The sequence below is a fragment of the Citrobacter sp. CRE-46 genome (assembly GCF_059615875.1).
The window spans coordinates 1,934,242-1,951,157 of record NZ_CM184341.1 but is presented as its reverse complement, the minus strand read 5'-3'; the positions used below and the strand labels follow the sequence as shown (position 1 = coordinate 1,951,157).

General features: G+C 54.7%; 10 protein-coding genes. 8 read left to right on the top strand and 2 right to left on the bottom strand.

Going from position 1 to position 16,916, the window contains the following annotated elements; all coding sequences use genetic code 11:
• Positions 1-51 precede the first annotated feature (51 nt).
• Positions 52-1,404: a molecular chaperone gene (yegD, locus tag AC534G_RS09080; RefSeq protein WP_110497470.1), complete on the top strand. Its 1,353-nt coding sequence runs from the start codon at positions 52-54 to the stop codon at positions 1,402-1,404.
• Between the two features lie 99 nt (positions 1,405-1,503).
• On the opposite strand, the gene AC534G_RS09075 is transcribed toward yegD, so the two are convergent.
• Positions 1,504-1,563, bottom strand: coding sequence for a type I toxin-antitoxin system Ibs family toxin (locus AC534G_RS09075; RefSeq protein ID WP_106672390.1), 60 nt, complete (start codon positions 1,561-1,563; stop codon positions 1,504-1,506).
• Between the two features lie 279 nt (positions 1,564-1,842).
• Here AC534G_RS09075 and AC534G_RS09070 point away from each other — a divergent pair, with 279 nt between their 5' ends.
• The 7 genes from AC534G_RS09070 to trhP all read left to right on the top strand — a co-directional run bounded on the left by AC534G_RS09070 (position 1,843) and on the right by trhP (position 14,351).
• Positions 1,843-3,090: an MdtA/MuxA family multidrug efflux RND transporter periplasmic adaptor subunit gene (locus AC534G_RS09070; RefSeq protein WP_110497468.1), complete on the top strand. Its 1,248-nt coding sequence runs from the start codon at positions 1,843-1,845 to the stop codon at positions 3,088-3,090.
• Entirely contained in the window at positions 3,090-6,212 is a 3,123-nt protein-coding gene (locus tag AC534G_RS09065) for an MdtB/MuxB family multidrug efflux RND transporter permease subunit (protein ID WP_110497466.1), read from the top strand. The genes AC534G_RS09070 and AC534G_RS09065 overlap by 1 nt, the downstream gene beginning before the upstream one ends.
• The gene (gene mdtC, locus AC534G_RS09060; protein ID WP_038641823.1) at positions 6,213-9,293 is read left to right on the top strand and encodes a multidrug efflux RND transporter permease subunit MdtC; all 3,081 of its coding nucleotides are present in this window, start codon (positions 6,213-6,215) and stop codon (positions 9,291-9,293) included.
• Positions 9,290-10,702 carry an MFS transporter gene (locus tag AC534G_RS09055; protein WP_110497464.1) on the top strand — a complete coding sequence of 471 codons (1,413 nt, stop codon included), beginning with the start codon at positions 9,290-9,292 and terminating at the stop codon, positions 10,700-10,702. The genes mdtC and AC534G_RS09055 overlap by 4 nt, the downstream gene beginning before the upstream one ends.
• The gene (gene baeS / locus AC534G_RS09050) at positions 10,702-12,105 is read left to right on the top strand and encodes an envelope stress sensor histidine kinase BaeS (protein WP_085047912.1); all 1,404 of its coding nucleotides are present in this window, start codon (positions 10,702-10,704) and stop codon (positions 12,103-12,105) included. Before AC534G_RS09055 ends, baeS begins: the two co-directional genes overlap by 1 nt.
• Complete coding sequence (baeR, locus tag AC534G_RS09045) at positions 12,102-12,824, top strand: envelope stress response regulator BaeR (protein WP_038641831.1); 723 nt, start codon at positions 12,102-12,104, stop codon at positions 12,822-12,824. The genes baeS and baeR overlap by 4 nt, the downstream gene beginning before the upstream one ends.
• A 165-nt stretch (positions 12,825-12,989) precedes the next feature.
• Positions 12,990-14,351, top strand: coding sequence for a prephenate-dependent tRNA uridine(34) hydroxylase TrhP (trhP, locus tag AC534G_RS09040; RefSeq protein WP_006683890.1), 1,362 nt, complete (start codon positions 12,990-12,992; stop codon positions 14,349-14,351).
• 268 nt (positions 14,352-14,619) lie between these two features.
• Here trhP and clpA read toward each other — a convergent pair whose 3' ends face one another.
• Entirely contained in the window at positions 14,620-16,896 is a 2,277-nt protein-coding gene (gene clpA / locus AC534G_RS09035) for an ATP-dependent Clp protease ATP-binding subunit ClpA (protein ID WP_496594535.1), read from the bottom strand.
• Positions 16,897-16,916: the final 20 nt, after the last annotated feature.

The following is a 16,916-nucleotide window of genomic DNA, read 5'->3' as shown; positions in this document are numbered from 1 at the left end:
GACATTTCGTTAAAGTCACGCCCCTTCTTCACTGGCATGGGGATTTTTACGGTGTTTATTGGTTTTGACTACGGTACGGCAAACTGTTCAGTGGCCGTTATGCATGACGGGCAGCCACACTTGCTCAAAATGGAAAACAACAGCGCGCTTCTGCCCTCAATGCTGTGTGCGCCAACGCGCGAAGCGGTCAGCGAATGGCTGTATCGCCATCACGACGTGCCAACCACGGATGACGAAACGCAGGCGCTGCTGCGTCGTGCGATGCGCTATAACCGCGAAGAAGATATTGAGGTGAATGCCAACAGCGTGCAGTTCGGTCTGGCTTCACTGGGTCACTATATTGACGATCCGGAAGAGGTGTACTTCGTTAAATCACCAAAATCCTTTCTCGGCGCCAGCGGTCTGAAACCGCAGCAGGTTGCGCTGTTTGAGGATCTGGTCTGCGCCATGATGCTGCATATTCGTAACCAGGCACAAAGCCAGTTGCCGGAAGCCATCACCCAGGCCGTTATTGGTCGCCCAATCAACTTCCAGGGTTTAGGCGGCGATGACGCCAATGCTCAAGCGCAGGGGATTCTTGAACGTGCGGCAAAACGCGCTGGTTTTCAGGATGTCGTTTTTCAATACGAACCGGTAGCGGCTGGCCTGGATTACGAAGCCACGCTGCAGGAAGAAAAACGCGTATTGGTCGTGGACATTGGCGGGGGGACGACCGACTGTTCATTGTTGCTGATGGGGCCGCAATGGCATCAACGCGCCGATCGCGAAAATAGCCTGCTGGGGCACAGCGGCTGCCGCGTAGGCGGGAACGATCTGGACATTGCGCTGGCATTTAAACACTTGATGCCGCTCCTCGGCATGGGTGGAGAAACGGAAAAAGGCATCGCCTTACCTATTCTGCCCTGGTGGAACGCGGTCGCGATTAACGATGTCCCCGCGCAAAGTGAGTTCTACAGTAGCGCCAACGGACGCTTACTGAACGATCTTGTGCGCGACGCCCGGGAAGCCGATAAAGTCGCCCTGTTGCTCAAAGTTTGGCGCGAGCGTCTGAGCTACCGCCTGGTACGCAGCGCAGAAGAGAGCAAAATCGCACTGTCCGACCAGAACATCGTTACGGCGGCGATACCGTTTATCAGTGAAACGCTGGCCACCGATATCAGCCAACACGGACTGGAAGCCGCGCTCAATCAGCCCCTGGTGCGCATTCTCGAGCAGGTTCAACTGGCGCTGGAAAACGCGCAGGAAAAACCGGACGTGATTTACCTGACCGGCGGCAGCGCGCGTTCGCCGTTGATCAAAAAAGCTCTCGCAGAGCAGCTTCCGGGGATCCCAATTGCCGGTGGCGATGATTTCGGTTCCGTCACCGCCGGACTGGCCCGCTGGGCTGAGGTTGTTTTCCGCTAAGCCGCTCGCATGCTGAAAAGGACGTGTATTGACATCACCTTAGCTGTAGCTTATTTTCAGGAGTGAGGGTTAGGGAAGGTTTCCCCTCCCCCTGGTGTCTTAGTAAGCCGGTAAGCTAATCACTAAGAGTATCACCAGTATGATGACGTACTTCATCATAACCCTTTCCTTATTTTGGCCCCTTCCTCGTGAGGGGCTTTCCCGTTCCAGCGTCCCGCTGAAATCTCTGGCTTACCTCCTTTTTGCCTTGAACGCACTCTAACGCACTATTTCTTGTTCGCCGTTTTCACCGCTTAATGTTGCGTAATACCTCGCAAAGCCGCGTCAGCATTCAGACGAATCCCGACAGTGTTTCATAATTCCTCCATTTTTCTCCCTTGTTCGCTGGCTAAACTAGTATCATTCCGCGAATCGTTTCAGGATGAGAAACTCATAACAATGAAAGGCAGTAACAAATCCCGCCGGGTGATAGCAATTGTGATCGTCGTGGCCGCCATCGCCGCATTCTGGTTCTGGCAAAGCCGCAGTGAACCCCAGGGAACCGCACCAGGCGCGACCAAACCAGCACAGCACTCGCCAGGAGCTGGGCGTCGTGGTATGCGTTCCGGGCCGTTGGCTCCCGTTCAGGCTGCCACCGCCACCGAGGAAGCCGTTCCACGTTATCTGACGGGGCTAGGCACCATTACTGCCGCCAATACCGCTACGGTGCGAAGCCGGGTAGATGGTCAGCTCATCGCGTTACACTTCGAGGAAGGGCAACAGGTAAAAGCTGGCGACCTGCTGGCAGAGATAGACCCCAGCCAGTTTAAAGTTGCTCTGGCTCAGGCGCAGGGGCAACTGGCAAAAGATAAAGCCACGCTGGCGAATGCCCGTCGCGACCTTGCGCGTTATCAGCAGTTGGTAAAAACCAATCTGGTCTCCCGCCAGGAGCTGGATGCCCAACAGGCGCTGGTAAATGAGACGTTAGGGACAATCAAAGCGGATGAAGCCAGTGTCGCCAGCGCCCAATTGCAGCTCGACTGGAGCCGTATAACTGCCCCTGTCGATGGTCGGGTCGGTTTGAAGCAGGTGGATGTTGGCAACCAGATTTCCAGCGGCGATACCACCGGTATCGTCGTCATTACCCAAACCCACCCTATCGACCTGATATTTACCTTACCTGAAAACGACATCGCCACCGTGTTACGGGCGCAAAAATCGGGAAACCCGCTGAAAGTCGAAGCCTGGGACCGTACTAATTCGCAAAAACTAAGCGAAGGCGTCCTGCTGAGTCTCGACAATCAGATCGACACGAGCACTGGAACCATCAAAGTTAAGGCCCGGTTTAACAATCAGGATGATGCCTTATTCCCGAACCAGTTCGTTAACGCCCGCATGCTGGTCGACACGGAACAAAATGCCGTAGTCATCCCCACGGCCGCCCTGCAAATGGGTAATGAAGGTCACTTTGTCTGGGTGCTGAACAGCGACAATAAGGTGAGTAAACACCTGGTGAAACCGGGTATCCAGGATAGCCAGAAAGTGGTGATTACCGCCGGGCTGTCCGCAGGAGATCGCGTGGTGACCGACGGTATTGACCGCCTGACGGAAGGGGCAAAAGTTGAAGTCGTGGAGGGGCAAGACGCCTCAGTGACAGACGAGAAAACTGCGCCGCGCGGCTACGGCAAAAAAGGAGCTAACTCCTGATGCAGGTGTTACCACCCGGCAACTCAGGCGGCCCATCGCGCCTGTTTATTCTGCGCCCCGTCGCCACCACGCTGCTGATGGTCGCCATTTTGTTGGCCGGTATTATCGGTTATCGTTTCTTGCCGATCGCCGCCTTACCGGAAGTGGATTACCCCACGATTCAGGTCGTAACGCTCTACCCCGGCGCCAGCCCGGACGTCATGACCTCGGCAGTGACCGCGCCGCTTGAACGTCAGTTTGGACAGATGTCCGGCTTAAAACAGATGTCATCGCAAAGTTCCGGCGGCGCCTCGGTCGTGACATTGCAGTTTCAACTGACGCTCCCGCTGGATGTCGCCGAGCAGGAAGTACAGGCTGCAATTAACGCCGCGACCAATTTATTACCGGGCGATCTGCCCAACCCGCCGGTTTACAGCAAGGTAAACCCGGCGGATCCACCAATCATGACGCTGGCTGTCACCTCCAGCGCCATGCCGATGACGCAAGTTGAAGATATGGTCGAAACCCGCGTCGCACAGAAAATCTCTCAGGTTTCCGGCGTGGGTCTGGTAACGCTTTCCGGTGGGCAACGTCCGGCCGTCCGCGTCAAGCTTAATGCGCAGGCCATTGCCGCGCTCGGTCTGACCAGCGAAACCATCCGTACGGCAATTACCGGCGCTAACGTCAATTCGGCCAAAGGCAGTCTTGATGGCCCAACGCGCGCCGTCACCCTCTCAGCTAACGACCAGATGCAGTCTGCAGATGAATATCGTCAGCTGATTATTGCCTATAAAAACGGTGCGCCGGTACGTCTGGGCGATGTCGCGACCGTGGAGCAAGGGGCAGAAAATAGCTGGCTGGGCGCATGGGCCAATAAGCAACAAGCCATTGTGATGAACGTTCAGCGCCAGCCTGGGGCAAACATCATTTCCACTGCTGACAGCATCCGCCAAATGCTGCCGCAACTCACTGAAAGCCTGCCTAAATCAGTAAAAGTCAGCGTGCTTTCGGATCGTACAACCAATATTCGTGCATCCGTAGCTGATACCCAGTTTGAGCTGATGCTGGCGATTGCGCTGGTTGTTATGATTATCTACCTGTTTCTGCGCAATATCCCGGCGACGATTATACCCGCGGTCGCCGTTCCGCTGTCGCTAATCGGCACCTTTGCGGTAATGGTATTTCTTGATTTCTCTATCAATAACCTGACCTTAATGGCGCTAACCATCGCCACCGGTTTTGTGGTGGATGACGCCATCGTGGTGATTGAGAACATTTCACGTTATATCGAAAAAGGCGAAAAACCGCTGACCGCCGCCCTGAAAGGTGCGGGCGAGATTGGTTTTACCATCATCTCTCTGACATTTTCACTGATCGCCGTGCTGATCCCACTGTTGTTTATGGGCGATATTGTCGGGCGATTGTTCCGCGAGTTTGCCGTAACGCTGGCCGTGGCGATCCTGATTTCTGCGGTGGTGTCGCTCACCCTTACGCCGATGATGTGCGCCCGCATGCTCAGCCAGGCATCGTTACGTAAACAGAACCGCTTCTCTCGCGTTTCGGAACGGATGTTTGATCGCGTCATCGCCGGGTACGGCCACTGGCTGGCAAAGGTGCTCAACCATCCGTGGCTGACGCTCAGCGTGGCGCTTGGCACGCTGGCGCTGAGCGTCATGCTGTGGATCTTTATTCCAAAAGGATTCTTCCCGATACAGGATAACGGCATCATTCAGGGCACGCTGCAGGCGCCGCAGTCCAGTTCGTTTGCCAGCATGGCCCAGCGTCAGCGTCAGGTTTCAGATGTCATCCTGCAAGATCCGGCGGTTGAGAGCCTGACCGCTTTTGTTGGCGTGGACGGCACCAATCCGGCATTAAACAGCGCACGTATGCAAATCAACCTTAAGCCACTGGATGAACGTGACGATCGCGTGCAGAAAGTGATCGCGCGGTTACAAGAGGCAGTAAACAACGTTCCCGGCGTCGATCTCTATCTTCAGCCTACTCAGGACCTGACGATTGATACTCAGGTCAGCCGGACGCAATATCAATTCACGCTGCAAGCAACCTCCCTGGATGCGCTCAGCACCTGGGTTCCCCAACTGTTGGAAAAGCTACAACAGCTACCGCAGGTGTCTGATGTCAGCAGTGACTGGCAGGACAAAGGGCTGGTAGCCTATGTGAACGTCAATCGCGACAGCGCCAGCCGTTTAGGTATCAGCATGGCGGATGTCGATAACGCCCTGTACAACGCCTTCGGCCAGCGCCTGATTTCAACCATCTATACGCAGGCAAACCAGTATCGCGTCGTGTTAGAACATGACACCAACACGACGCCAGGGCTTGCGGCCATGGACACTGTTCGTCTGACCAGTAGCGATGGCGGCGTGGTGCCGCTCAGCGCTATCGCCAGCATTGAACAGCGTTTTGCCCCACTGTCGATTAACCATCTCGATCAGTTCCCGGTGACAACCATCTCGTTCAATGTGCCAGACGACTATTCATTGGGCGATGCGGTACAGGCGATTCTGGATGCCGAAAAAACGCTTAACCTGCCAGCGAACATTACCACCCAGTTCCAGGGCAGTACGTTGGCCTTCCAGGCCGCGTTGGGCAACACTATCTGGCTAATTGTGGCAGCGGTTGTCGCGATGTATATCGTACTCGGCGTGCTGTATGAAAGCTTTATTCACCCGATTACCATTCTCTCCACGCTGCCTACGGCAGGCGTTGGCGCACTGCTGGCGTTAATGATTGCCGGCAGCGAACTGGACGTCATTGCGATTATCGGCATTATTTTGCTCATCGGTATCGTCAAGAAAAACGCCATCATGATGATCGACTTTGCTCTGGCCGCAGAGCGCGAACAGGGTATGGCGCCGCGTGAAGCTATTTTCCAGGCCTGCTTGCTGCGTTTTCGCCCGATCCTGATGACCACGCTGGCGGCGCTGCTGGGCGCGTTGCCCCTGATGTTAAGTACCGGTGTGGGTGCTGAATTACGCCGTCCATTAGGGATTGGTATGGTCGGTGGTCTGCTGTTAAGCCAGGTATTAACGCTGTTCACCACCCCGGTGATTTATCTGCTGTTTGATCGTTTGTCGCTGTATGTGAAAAGCCGTTTCCCACGTCAGGAAGAGGAAGCGTAAATGAAATTTTTCGCGCTTTTCATTCATCGTCCGGTGGCGACTATTCTCATTTCTGTGGCCATCACTCTGTGCGGCATACTGGGCTTTCGTCTGCTGCCGGTGGCCCCGCTGCCGCAGGTGGATTTCCCGGTGATTATGGTTAGCGCCTCATTACCCGGCGCATCTCCTGAAACGATGGCCTCCTCCGTCGCCACCCCGCTGGAGCGCTCTCTGGGCCGCATCGCGGGCGTGAATGAAATGACCTCAAGCAGTTCGCTTGGCAGCACACGCATTATTCTCGAATTTAATTTCGACCGTGACATCAACGGCGCTGCGCGAGACGTTCAGGCCGCGATTAACGCCGCACAAAGCCTGCTACCAAGCGGAATGCCCAGTCGCCCAACGTACCGCAAAGCCAACCCTTCCGACGCGCCGATTATGATCCTGACGCTCACTTCTGATACGTATTCTCAGGGTGAGTTGTACGATTTCGCCTCGACCCAACTGGCGCAAACCATCGCGCAAATCGACGGCGTCGGTGACGTGGATGTAGGAGGCAGTTCTCTGCCCGCCGTGCGTGTAGGACTCAACCCGCAAGCGTTGTTTAACCAGGGCGTCTCACTAGACGACGTGCGTAGCGCAATTGATAACGCCAACGTGCGTAAACCGCAGGGAGCTATCGAGAGTGAAACACATCGTTGGCAGGTACAAACCAACGATGAGCTAAAAACGGCAGCCGAATACCAACCCATTATCATCCACTACAATAACGGCGCTGCGGTGAGGTTAGGTGACGTTGCGTCGGTGAGCGACTCGGTGCAGGACGTGCGCAATGCGGGGATGACCAATGCCAAACCGGCCATCCTGCTGATGATCCGCAAACTACCGGAAGCCAATATCATTCAGACGGTAGACAGCATCCGGGCCAAACTACCGGAGTTACAAGCCCTGGTCCCGGCCGCCATCGACCTGCAAATTGCCCAGGACCGCTCTCCGACCATTCGCGCCTCGCTGGAGGAAGTTGAACAGACGCTGATTATCTCTGTGGCGCTGGTCATCCTGGTGGTCTTTGTCTTTCTGCGTTCCGGACGCGCAACACTTATCCCCGCCGTCGCGGTTCCGGTCTCGCTAATCGGCACATTTGCCGCCATGTATTTGTGCGGATTCAGCCTGAACAACCTGTCGTTAATGGCGCTAACCATTGCCACGGGTTTTGTCGTCGATGACGCCATCGTGGTACTGGAAAATATTGCCCGCCATCTGGAAGCCGGAATGAAACCACTTCAGGCAGCGTTACAAGGCACGCGCGAAGTCGGTTTTACGGTGCTCTCCATGAGCCTGTCACTGGTAGCAGTGTTTCTGCCGCTGCTGCTGATGGGCGGCCTGCCGGGGCGGCTGTTACGCGAATTTGCCGTCACGCTGTCGGTTGCCATCGGCATTTCCCTGCTGGTGTCGCTGACATTAACGCCAATGATGTGCGGCTGGATGCTTAAATCCAGCGCCCCGCGCGCCCAGACGCGTAAGCGGGGATTTGGTCGCGTGTTGGTAGCGCTGCAACAGAGTTACGGCACATCGCTTAAATGGGTACTGCGCCATACGCGCCTGGTGGGCGTGGTATTACTCGGTACCATTGCGCTGAATATTTGGCTCTACATCTCCATCCCGAAAACCTTCTTCCCTGAGCAGGATACAGGCGTATTGATGGGTGGGATCCAGGCTGACCAAAGCATCTCTTTCCAGGCGATGCGCGGCAAACTGCAGGACTTTATGCAGATCATCCGCGACGATCCGGCGGTGAATAACGTCACTGGCTTCACCGGCGGTTCCCGGGTCAATAGCGGGATGATGTTTATTACCCTCAAGCCACGCGATGAACGCCGTGAAAGCGCGCAACAGGTGATCGACCGCCTGCGCGTCGCGCTAGCAAAAGAGCCGGGCGCGAATCTGTTTCTGATGGCAGTGCAGGATATTCGCGTCGGCGGACGACAGGCCAACGCCAGCTATCAGTACACATTGCTGTCCGACGACCTGGCGGCGCTGCGTGAATGGGAACCTAAAATTCGTAAGGCGTTAGCCGCCCTGCCCCAACTGGCGGACGTCAATTCCGATCAGCAGGACAATGGCGCGGAGATGAATCTGATTTACGATCGCGACACCATGTCCCGTCTGGGAATCGATGTTGCCGCCGCCAACAGCCTGTTGAATAACGCTTTCGGACAACGGCAGATTTCGACAATTTATCAACCGATGAACCAGTACAAAGTGGTGATGGAGGTCGATCGACGTTACACCCAGGATATTAGCGCGCTGGACAAAATGTTCGTCATCAACAATGACGGTAAGGCGATCCCGTTATCGTACTTTGCCAAATGGCAACCGGCGAATGCCCCGCTGTCGGTGAATCATCAGGGCTTGTCCGCCGCGTCAACGGTGTCGTTTAACCTGCCGACGGGCTCTTCACTTTCTGAAGCGACAGAGGCCATCAACAGGACGATGACCCAGCTTGGCGTGCCCTCAACGGTTCGCGGTAGTTTTGCTGGTACCGCGCAGGTCTTTCAGGACACCATGAACTCGCAGGTGATCCTGATTATCGCGGCCATCGCAACGGTCTACATCGTGTTAGGTATGCTGTATGAAAGTTATGTTCACCCTCTGACTATTCTTTCCACACTGCCTTCAGCGGGCGTCGGGGCGTTACTGGCACTGGAGCTATTCAATGCCCCGTTCAGCCTAATCGCCCTGATAGGGATCATGCTATTAATTGGTATTGTGAAGAAAAACGCCATCATGATGGTCGATTTTGCGTTGGAAGCGCAGAGAAACGGTAAGTTGCAACCGGAGGAAGCCATTTTCCAGGCCTGCCTGTTACGCTTTCGCCCAATAATGATGACCACGCTGGCTGCGCTGTTTGGCGCGCTGCCGCTGGTGTTATCCGCAGGTGATGGCTCCGAACTGCGCCAGCCATTGGGGATCACCATCGTCGGTGGGCTGGTAGTGAGTCAACTCCTGACGCTGTACACCACGCCCGTGGTGTATCTCTTTTTCGACCGTCTGCGTCTGCGTTTTTCGCGTAAAAATAGCAAACCGGTAGCCGAGTTATGACAGAACTTCCCGACAGCACCCGCTGGCAACTTTGGATTGTGGCATTTGGCTTTTTTATGCAGTCGCTGGATACTACCATCGTCAATACCGCGCTTCCTTCGATGGCCGCCAGCCTCGGAGAAAGCCCGTTACATATGCATATGGTCATTGTGTCGTATGTATTAACCGTTGCCGTAATGCTGCCTGCCAGCGGATGGCTGGCCGATAAAGTTGGCGTACGCAATATCTTCTTCACCGCCATCATCCTGTTTACGCTTGGCTCGCTGTTTTGCGCCTGGTCCGGCACGCTCAACGAGCTGGTGATGGCGCGCGTCTTACAAGGCGTTGGCGGCGCGATGATGGTGCCGGTTGGCAGGCTAACGGTGATGAAAATCGTCCCGCGTGAGCAATATATGGCGGCGATGACGTTTGTCACGTTACCCGGTCAGATTGGCCCATTGCTGGGTCCGGCGTTAGGCGGCGTTCTGGTTGAGTATGCTTCCTGGCACTGGATATTTTTGCTGAACATTCCGGTTGGTATTGTCGGCGCGATAGCAACGTTAATGCTGATGCCCAACTACACGATGCAAACGCGACGCTTCGATCTTTCGGGATTCGCGATGCTGGCGGTCGGCATGGCGGTGCTAACGGTGGCGCTCGATGGCAGTAAAGGAACCGGCATCTCCGGTATTACGCTGGCAGCGCTGGTTATCTGCGGGGTGTTGGCTATTGCGCTGTATCTGAAACACGCCCATCGTAATCCACGCGCGCTGTTTAGTTTGAATCTGTTTCACACACCAACCTTCTCGTTAGGTCTGCTCGGCAGTTTTGCCGGACGCATCGGCAGCGGTATGCTGCCGTTTATGACGCCGGTGTTTTTACAGATTGGCCTCGGTTTTTCACCTTTTCATGCCGGGCTGATGATGGTCCCGATGGTGCTCGGCAGTATGAGCATGAAGCGCATTGTGGTACAGGTCGTTAACCGCTTTGGCTACCGCCGCGTACTGGTCGCCACAACGCTTGGCCTGTCGCTGGTCAGCCTGTTGCTGATGACCACTGCGTTGCTCGGCTGGTATTACGCCCTGCCCTTGGTGCTGTTCTTACAGGGAATGGTCAACTCAACGCGTTTTTCGTCCATGAATACCCTTACGCTTAAAGACCTGCCAGACGATCTCGCCAGCAGCGGCAACAGCCTGCTGTCGATGATCATGCAATTGTCGATGAGTATCGGGGTGACTATCGCTGGCCTGTTGCTAGGTATGTTTGGCCAGCAGCATATCGCTATCGACAGCGGCAGTACGCATACCGTCTTTATGTATACCTGGCTGTGCATTGCATTCATTATTGCGCTGCCCGCCATTATTTTTGCCCGCGTGCCGAACGACACGCAAACTAACGCGGTGATTTCACGGCGCAGAAGGAGCACCTGATGAAGTTCTGGCGACCCGGTATTACCGGCAAACTGTTTCTGGCGATTTTCGCCACCTGCATCGTGTTGCTGATCAGTATGCACTGGGCCGTACGCATTAGCTTCGAACGGGGTTTTATTGACTATATCAAACACGGTAACGAGCAGCGTCTGCAAATGCTCAGCGACGCGTTGAGCGAGCAGTATGAACAGCATGGCAACTGGCGGTTCTTACGCAATAACGATCGTTTTGTTTTTCAGATCCTGCGCTCGTTTGAACACGACAACGACGATGATAAACCCGGTCCCGGCATGCCGCCGCACGGCTGGCGTACCCAGTTTTGGGTTGTTGATCAAAACGCTCGCGTGTTGGTCGGCCCGCGCGCTCCGGTCCCTCACGACGGTATGCGCCATCCTATCCGCGTCAACGGTAGCGAAGTGGGCGCCGTGATTGCCTCTCCCGTAGAGCGCTTAACGCGAAATACGGATATCAATTTCGACATGCAGCAAAGACGCTCCAGCTGGCTTATCGTCGCGCTCTCCACAATTCTGGCGGCGCTGGCAACGTTTACGCTGGCGCGCAGCCTGTTGGCCCCGGTCAAGCGACTGGTGGAAGGCACGCATAAACTGGCGGCAGGCGATTTCACCACCCGCGTTGCGCCGACCAGTACCGATGAGCTGGGCAAACTGGCGCAAGACTTCAACCAGCTTGCCAGTACGCTGGAAAAAAACCAGCAGATGCGGCGTGACTTTATGGCCGATATTTCTCACGAACTGCGTACGCCGTTGGCGGTGCTACGCGGCGAGCTGGAAGCCATTCAGGATGGCGTACGCCAGTTTACCCCTGACTCCATTACCTCTTTACAGGCAGAAGTCGCAACGCTCACCAAACTGGTGGACGATCTTCATCAGCTCTCCATGTCCGATGAAGGCGCGCTGGCCTATCAGAAAACATCGCTGGACCTTATTCCCCTGCTGGAAGTGGCAAGCGGTGCATTTCGTGAACGCTTTGCCAGTCGTGGATTGACGATACAACTTTCTCTCCCGGACAGCATGACGGTATTTGGCGACAGAGATCGTCTGATGCAATTATTCAACAATCTGCTGGAAAACAGCCTGCGCTATACCGACAGCGGCGGTGGGCTGCATATCAGCGCCGAACAACGTGAACGCATGGTGTTATTAACCTTCGCGGATTCCGCTCCCGGCGTGAGTGAAGAACAATTGCAGAAGCTGTTTGAACGGTTTTATCGCACCGAAGGCTCGCGTAACCGCGCCAGCGGAGGTTCCGGCTTGGGGCTGGCGATTTGCGTCAATATCGTCCAGGCGCATAATGGTCTGATCCGCGCCGCCCATTCGCCTTTTGGCGGGGTTAGCATTACAGTAGAGCTACCGCTCGAACGCGATTTACAGAGAGATGTATGACAGAGTTACCCATTGATGAAAACACGCCGCGTATTCTGATCGTGGAAGACGAACCCAAGCTGGGACAACTGCTTATCGACTATCTGCGGGCGGCAAGCTACGCGCCTACGCTCATCAGCCATGGCGATCTGGTTCTGCCTTACGTACGTCAAACGCCGCCCGATCTGATCTTGTTGGATCTGATGCTGCCCGGCACCGATGGCCTGACCCTGTGTCGGGAAATTCGGCGTTTCTCTGAAGTTCCCATCATGATGGTAACCGCAAAAATCGAAGAGATTGATCGCCTGCTGGGACTGGAGATTGGTGCGGATGATTATATTTGTAAACCCTACAGCCCGCGCGAAGTCGTCGCTCGCGTGAAGACGATCCTGCGTCGTTGTAAACCTCAGCGCGAACTGCAACAAATGGATGCAGACAGCCCGCTGATTGTCGACGAAAGTCGTTTTCAGGCGTCATGGCGGGGGAAAATGCTCGACTTAACGCCCGCGGAATTCCGCTTACTCAAAACGCTGTCACATGAGCCGGGAAAAGTGTTCTCCCGCGAGCAGTTGCTCAACCATCTGTATGACGATTACCGCGTCGTTACCGACCGCACCATCGACAGCCATATTAAGAACCTGCGACGCAAGCTGGAATCGCTGGATGCGGAGCAGTCATTTATCCGCGCGGTGTATGGCGTAGGGTATCGCTGGGAAGCCGATGCGTGCCGAATTGCGTAATCAGCGATAGTCCAAATGATATCGGGTAAGGCGAAGCGACCACCAGCACAATGACTTTACCTGCCCGCCCCTCAGCGCTACAATGCCCGCCCTTAATATGGGGGCACTCCCCTAACCGCCTCATTAAGTGAGGCGAGTCTGACCTGTCATCAGAACGAGATAATTATGTTTAAACCGGAACTCCTTTCCCCGGCGGGAACGCTGAAAAATATGCGTTACGCTTTCGCCTATGGCGCAGATGCTGTCTATGCGGGCCAACCGCGTTATTCACTGCGCGTACGCAACAACGAATTCAACCACGAAAACCTGCAGCTCGGCATTAATGAAGCCCATGAACTGGGTAAAAAATTCTATGTGGTGGTTAACATCGCGCCGCACAATGCCAAGCTGAAAACCTTCATTCGTGATCTGAAACCGGTGGTGGAAATGGGGCCGGATGCGCTGATCATGTCGGACCCGGGTCTGATTATGCTGGTGCGCGAGAACTTCCCTGACATGGATATTCACCTGTCGGTGCAGGCTAACGCCGTTAACTGGGCGACGGTCAAATTCTGGAAGCAGATGGGGCTGACCCGCGTGATCCTGTCTCGCGAACTGTCGCTGGAAGAAATTGAAGAGATCCGTACTCAGGTGCCCGATATGGAGATTGAGATCTTCGTTCACGGCGCATTGTGCATGGCCTATTCCGGGCGCTGCCTGCTCTCTGGTTACATCAACAAGCGCGACCCGAACCAGGGCACCTGTACCAATGCCTGCCGCTGGGAATACAACGTGCAGGAAGGGAAAGAAGACGTGGTGGGCAATATCGTTCACAAGTACGAGCCGATCCCGGTACAAAACGTCGAACCCACGCTGGGTATTGGCGCGCCGACAGATAAAGTTTTTATGATTGAAGAAGCCCAGCGACCGGGTGAGTACATGACCGCGTTCGAAGACGAACACGGCACTTACATCATGAACTCGAAGGATTTGCGTGCCATTGCCCACGTTGAACGTCTGACGCAGATGGGCGTGCATTCGCTGAAGATCGAAGGCCGTACCAAGTCATACTATTATTGTGCACGTACCGCGCAGGTTTATCGCAAAGCGATTGATGATGCCGCTGCCGGCAAACCGTTCGACCCGCAACTGCTGGAGACGCTGGAAGGTCTGGCACATCGCGGTTACACCGAAGGATTCCTGCGCCGCCATACGCATGACGACTATCAGAACTACGAATACGGTTTCTCTGTGTCGGAGCGTCAGCAGTTTGTTGGCGAATTTACCGGCGAACGTAAAGGCGAACTTGCAGCCGTACTGGTGAAAAACAAATTCACCGTCGGCGACAGCCTGGAGTTGATGACCCCACAGGGCAATATCAACTTTACGCTTGAGCAAATGGAAAACGCGAAAGGCGAAGCCATGCCGGTTGCTCCGGGCGATGGTTACACCGTGTGGATGCCGGTACCTGAGGATATTGATCTGAATTATGCCTTGTTAATGCGTAATTTTGCCGGTGAGTCCACACGCAACCCGCATGCTAAGTAGTTAATTACGGTTATTTTTCAGTGATCGGAAGATTCTTAGAAATCGATCACATACCGTTTCGTTCATTAAGGGTATTATCCCACCCGCTGAAAAACATAACCCATAAATGCTAGCTGTACCAGGAACCACCTCCTTAGCCTGCGTAATCTCCCTTACGCAGGCTTATTTTTTGCCTGCCGGTTAAATACTCCGGGTACCCCCAATTCAAATCACAACATTCAGGCGAAAAAAAACCGGGCATTACGCCCGGCTCATTAGAGACCAGAACTTAATGTGCGGCTTCTGGCTTGTGCTTTTGCGCACTCTGGAAACCATAGGTCAGCTCATTTTTCTCTTTATCCAACTCAACGGTTACCTGACCACCATCCACCAGCGAACCGAACAGCAGTTCGTTGGCCAATGGTTTTTTCAGGTTGTCCTGAACAACACGCGTCATCGGACGTGCACCCATCGCGCGGTCATAGCCTTTCTCAGCCAGCCAGTTACGTGCTTCCTGGCTTACTTCCAGTGAGACGCCTTTCTGATCCAGCTGTACCTGCAACTCGACAATAAACTTATCAACAACCTGATGAATCACCTCGGTAGAGAGATGGTCAAACCAGATAATATTGTCGAGACGGTTACGGAACTCCGGCGTAAACACTTTTTTGATTTCGCCCATCGCATCAGTGCTGTTGTCCTGATGAATAAGCCCAATCGATTTACGCTCGGTCTCACGTACCCCGGCGTTGGTGGTCATGACCAGCACCACGTTACGGAAGTCCGCCTTACGGCCATTATTGTCGGTCAGCGTACCGTTATCCATTACCTGCAGCAGCAGGTTAAAGACATCCGGGTGCGCTTTTTCGATTTCATCCAACAGCAGGACCGCATGCGGGTGTTTAATGACCGCGTCGGTCAGCAAACCGCCCTGGTCATAACCGACATATCCCGGAGGCGCACCAATCAGACGACTGACGGTGTGACGTTCCATATACTCGGACATATCAAAACGCAGCAGCTCAATGCCGAGCGCTTTGGACAGCTGCACCGTGACTTCGGTCTTACCAACGCCAGTCGGTCCGGCAAACAGGAATGAACCGACAGGTTTATGCTCATGGCCGAGACCGGCACGGCTCATTTTGATCGCTTCAGTCAGCGCCTCAATGGCTTTATCTTGTCCGAATACCAGCATTTTTAGACGGTTACCCAGATTTTTCAGCGTATCACGATCGCTCTGCGACACGCTCTTCTCCGGGATACGCGCGATGCGGGCCACCACGGACTCAATATCGGCGACGTTAACGGTTTTCTTGCGTTTGCTGACCGGTAACAGACGCGCCCGCGCCCCCGCTTCATCGATCACATCAATAGCTTTATCCGGCAGATGACGATCGTTGATGTATTTCACCGCCAGTTCGACCGCGGCACGCACCGCTTTCGCGGTGTAGCGAACGTCATGGTGCGCTTCGTATTTCGGTTTCAGACCGTTGATAATCTGCACGGTCTCTTCTATCGACGGCTCAGTGATATCAATTTTCTGGAAACGGCGCGCTAACGCCCGGTCCTTCTCAAAAATATTGCTGAATTCCTGATAGGTCGTGGAGCCTATCACACGGATTTTACCGCTGGAGAGCAGAGGCTTGATTAAGTTCGCCGCATCCACCTGGCCACCCGATGCCGCGCCCGCACCGATAATGGTGTGGATCTCATCAATAAACAGGATGCTGTTAGTATCCTGTTCCAGCTGTTTCAGCAGCGCCTTAAAGCGTTTTTCAAAATCGCCGCGGTATTTGGTGCCCGCCAGCAGCGACCCGATATCCAGAGAGTAAAGGGTGCAGTCCGCCATAACTTCCGGCACGTCGCCCTGAACAATACGCCAGGCAAGGCCTTCGGCAATCGCGGTTTTACCGACGCCAGATTCACCCACCAACAGCGGGTTGTTTTTTCTACGGCGGCAGAGTACCTGAATGGCGCGCTCCAGCTCTTTTTCCCGGCCAATGAGCGGATCAATTCCACCCACACGGGCAAGCTGGTTAAGGTTAGTCGTGAAGTTCTCCATACGGTCCTCCCCGCCAGCTTGCTCTTCGTTATTTGGCTGATTCCCGGATTCAGAAGACTGACTTGGTTCGTCTTTGCGCGTGCCATGAGAAATAAAATTCACCACGTCCAGACGACTCACTTCATGCTTACGCAGCAGATAGGCCGCCTGAGATTCCTGCTCGCTAAAGATAGCTACCAGAACATTTGCGCCGGTAACTTCATTGCGCCCGGAGGACTGAACATGAAAGACCGCGCGTTGCAGTACACGCTGAAAACTCAACGTTGGCTGCGTGTCGCGCTCTTCTTCACTGGCAGGCAATACGGGTGTGGTTTGTTCAATGAAGGCTTCGAGTTCCTGACGGAGCGCCACCAGATCCACAGAACACGCTTCCAGCGCTTCGCGGGCCGATGGGTTACTGAGCAACGCCAGTAACAAGTGCTCGACGGTCATAAACTCATGTCGGTGCTCGCGCGCTCTGGCGAAAGCCATGTTTAAACTGAGTTCCAGTTCTTGATTGAGCATAGGCACCTCCCCCAATATTT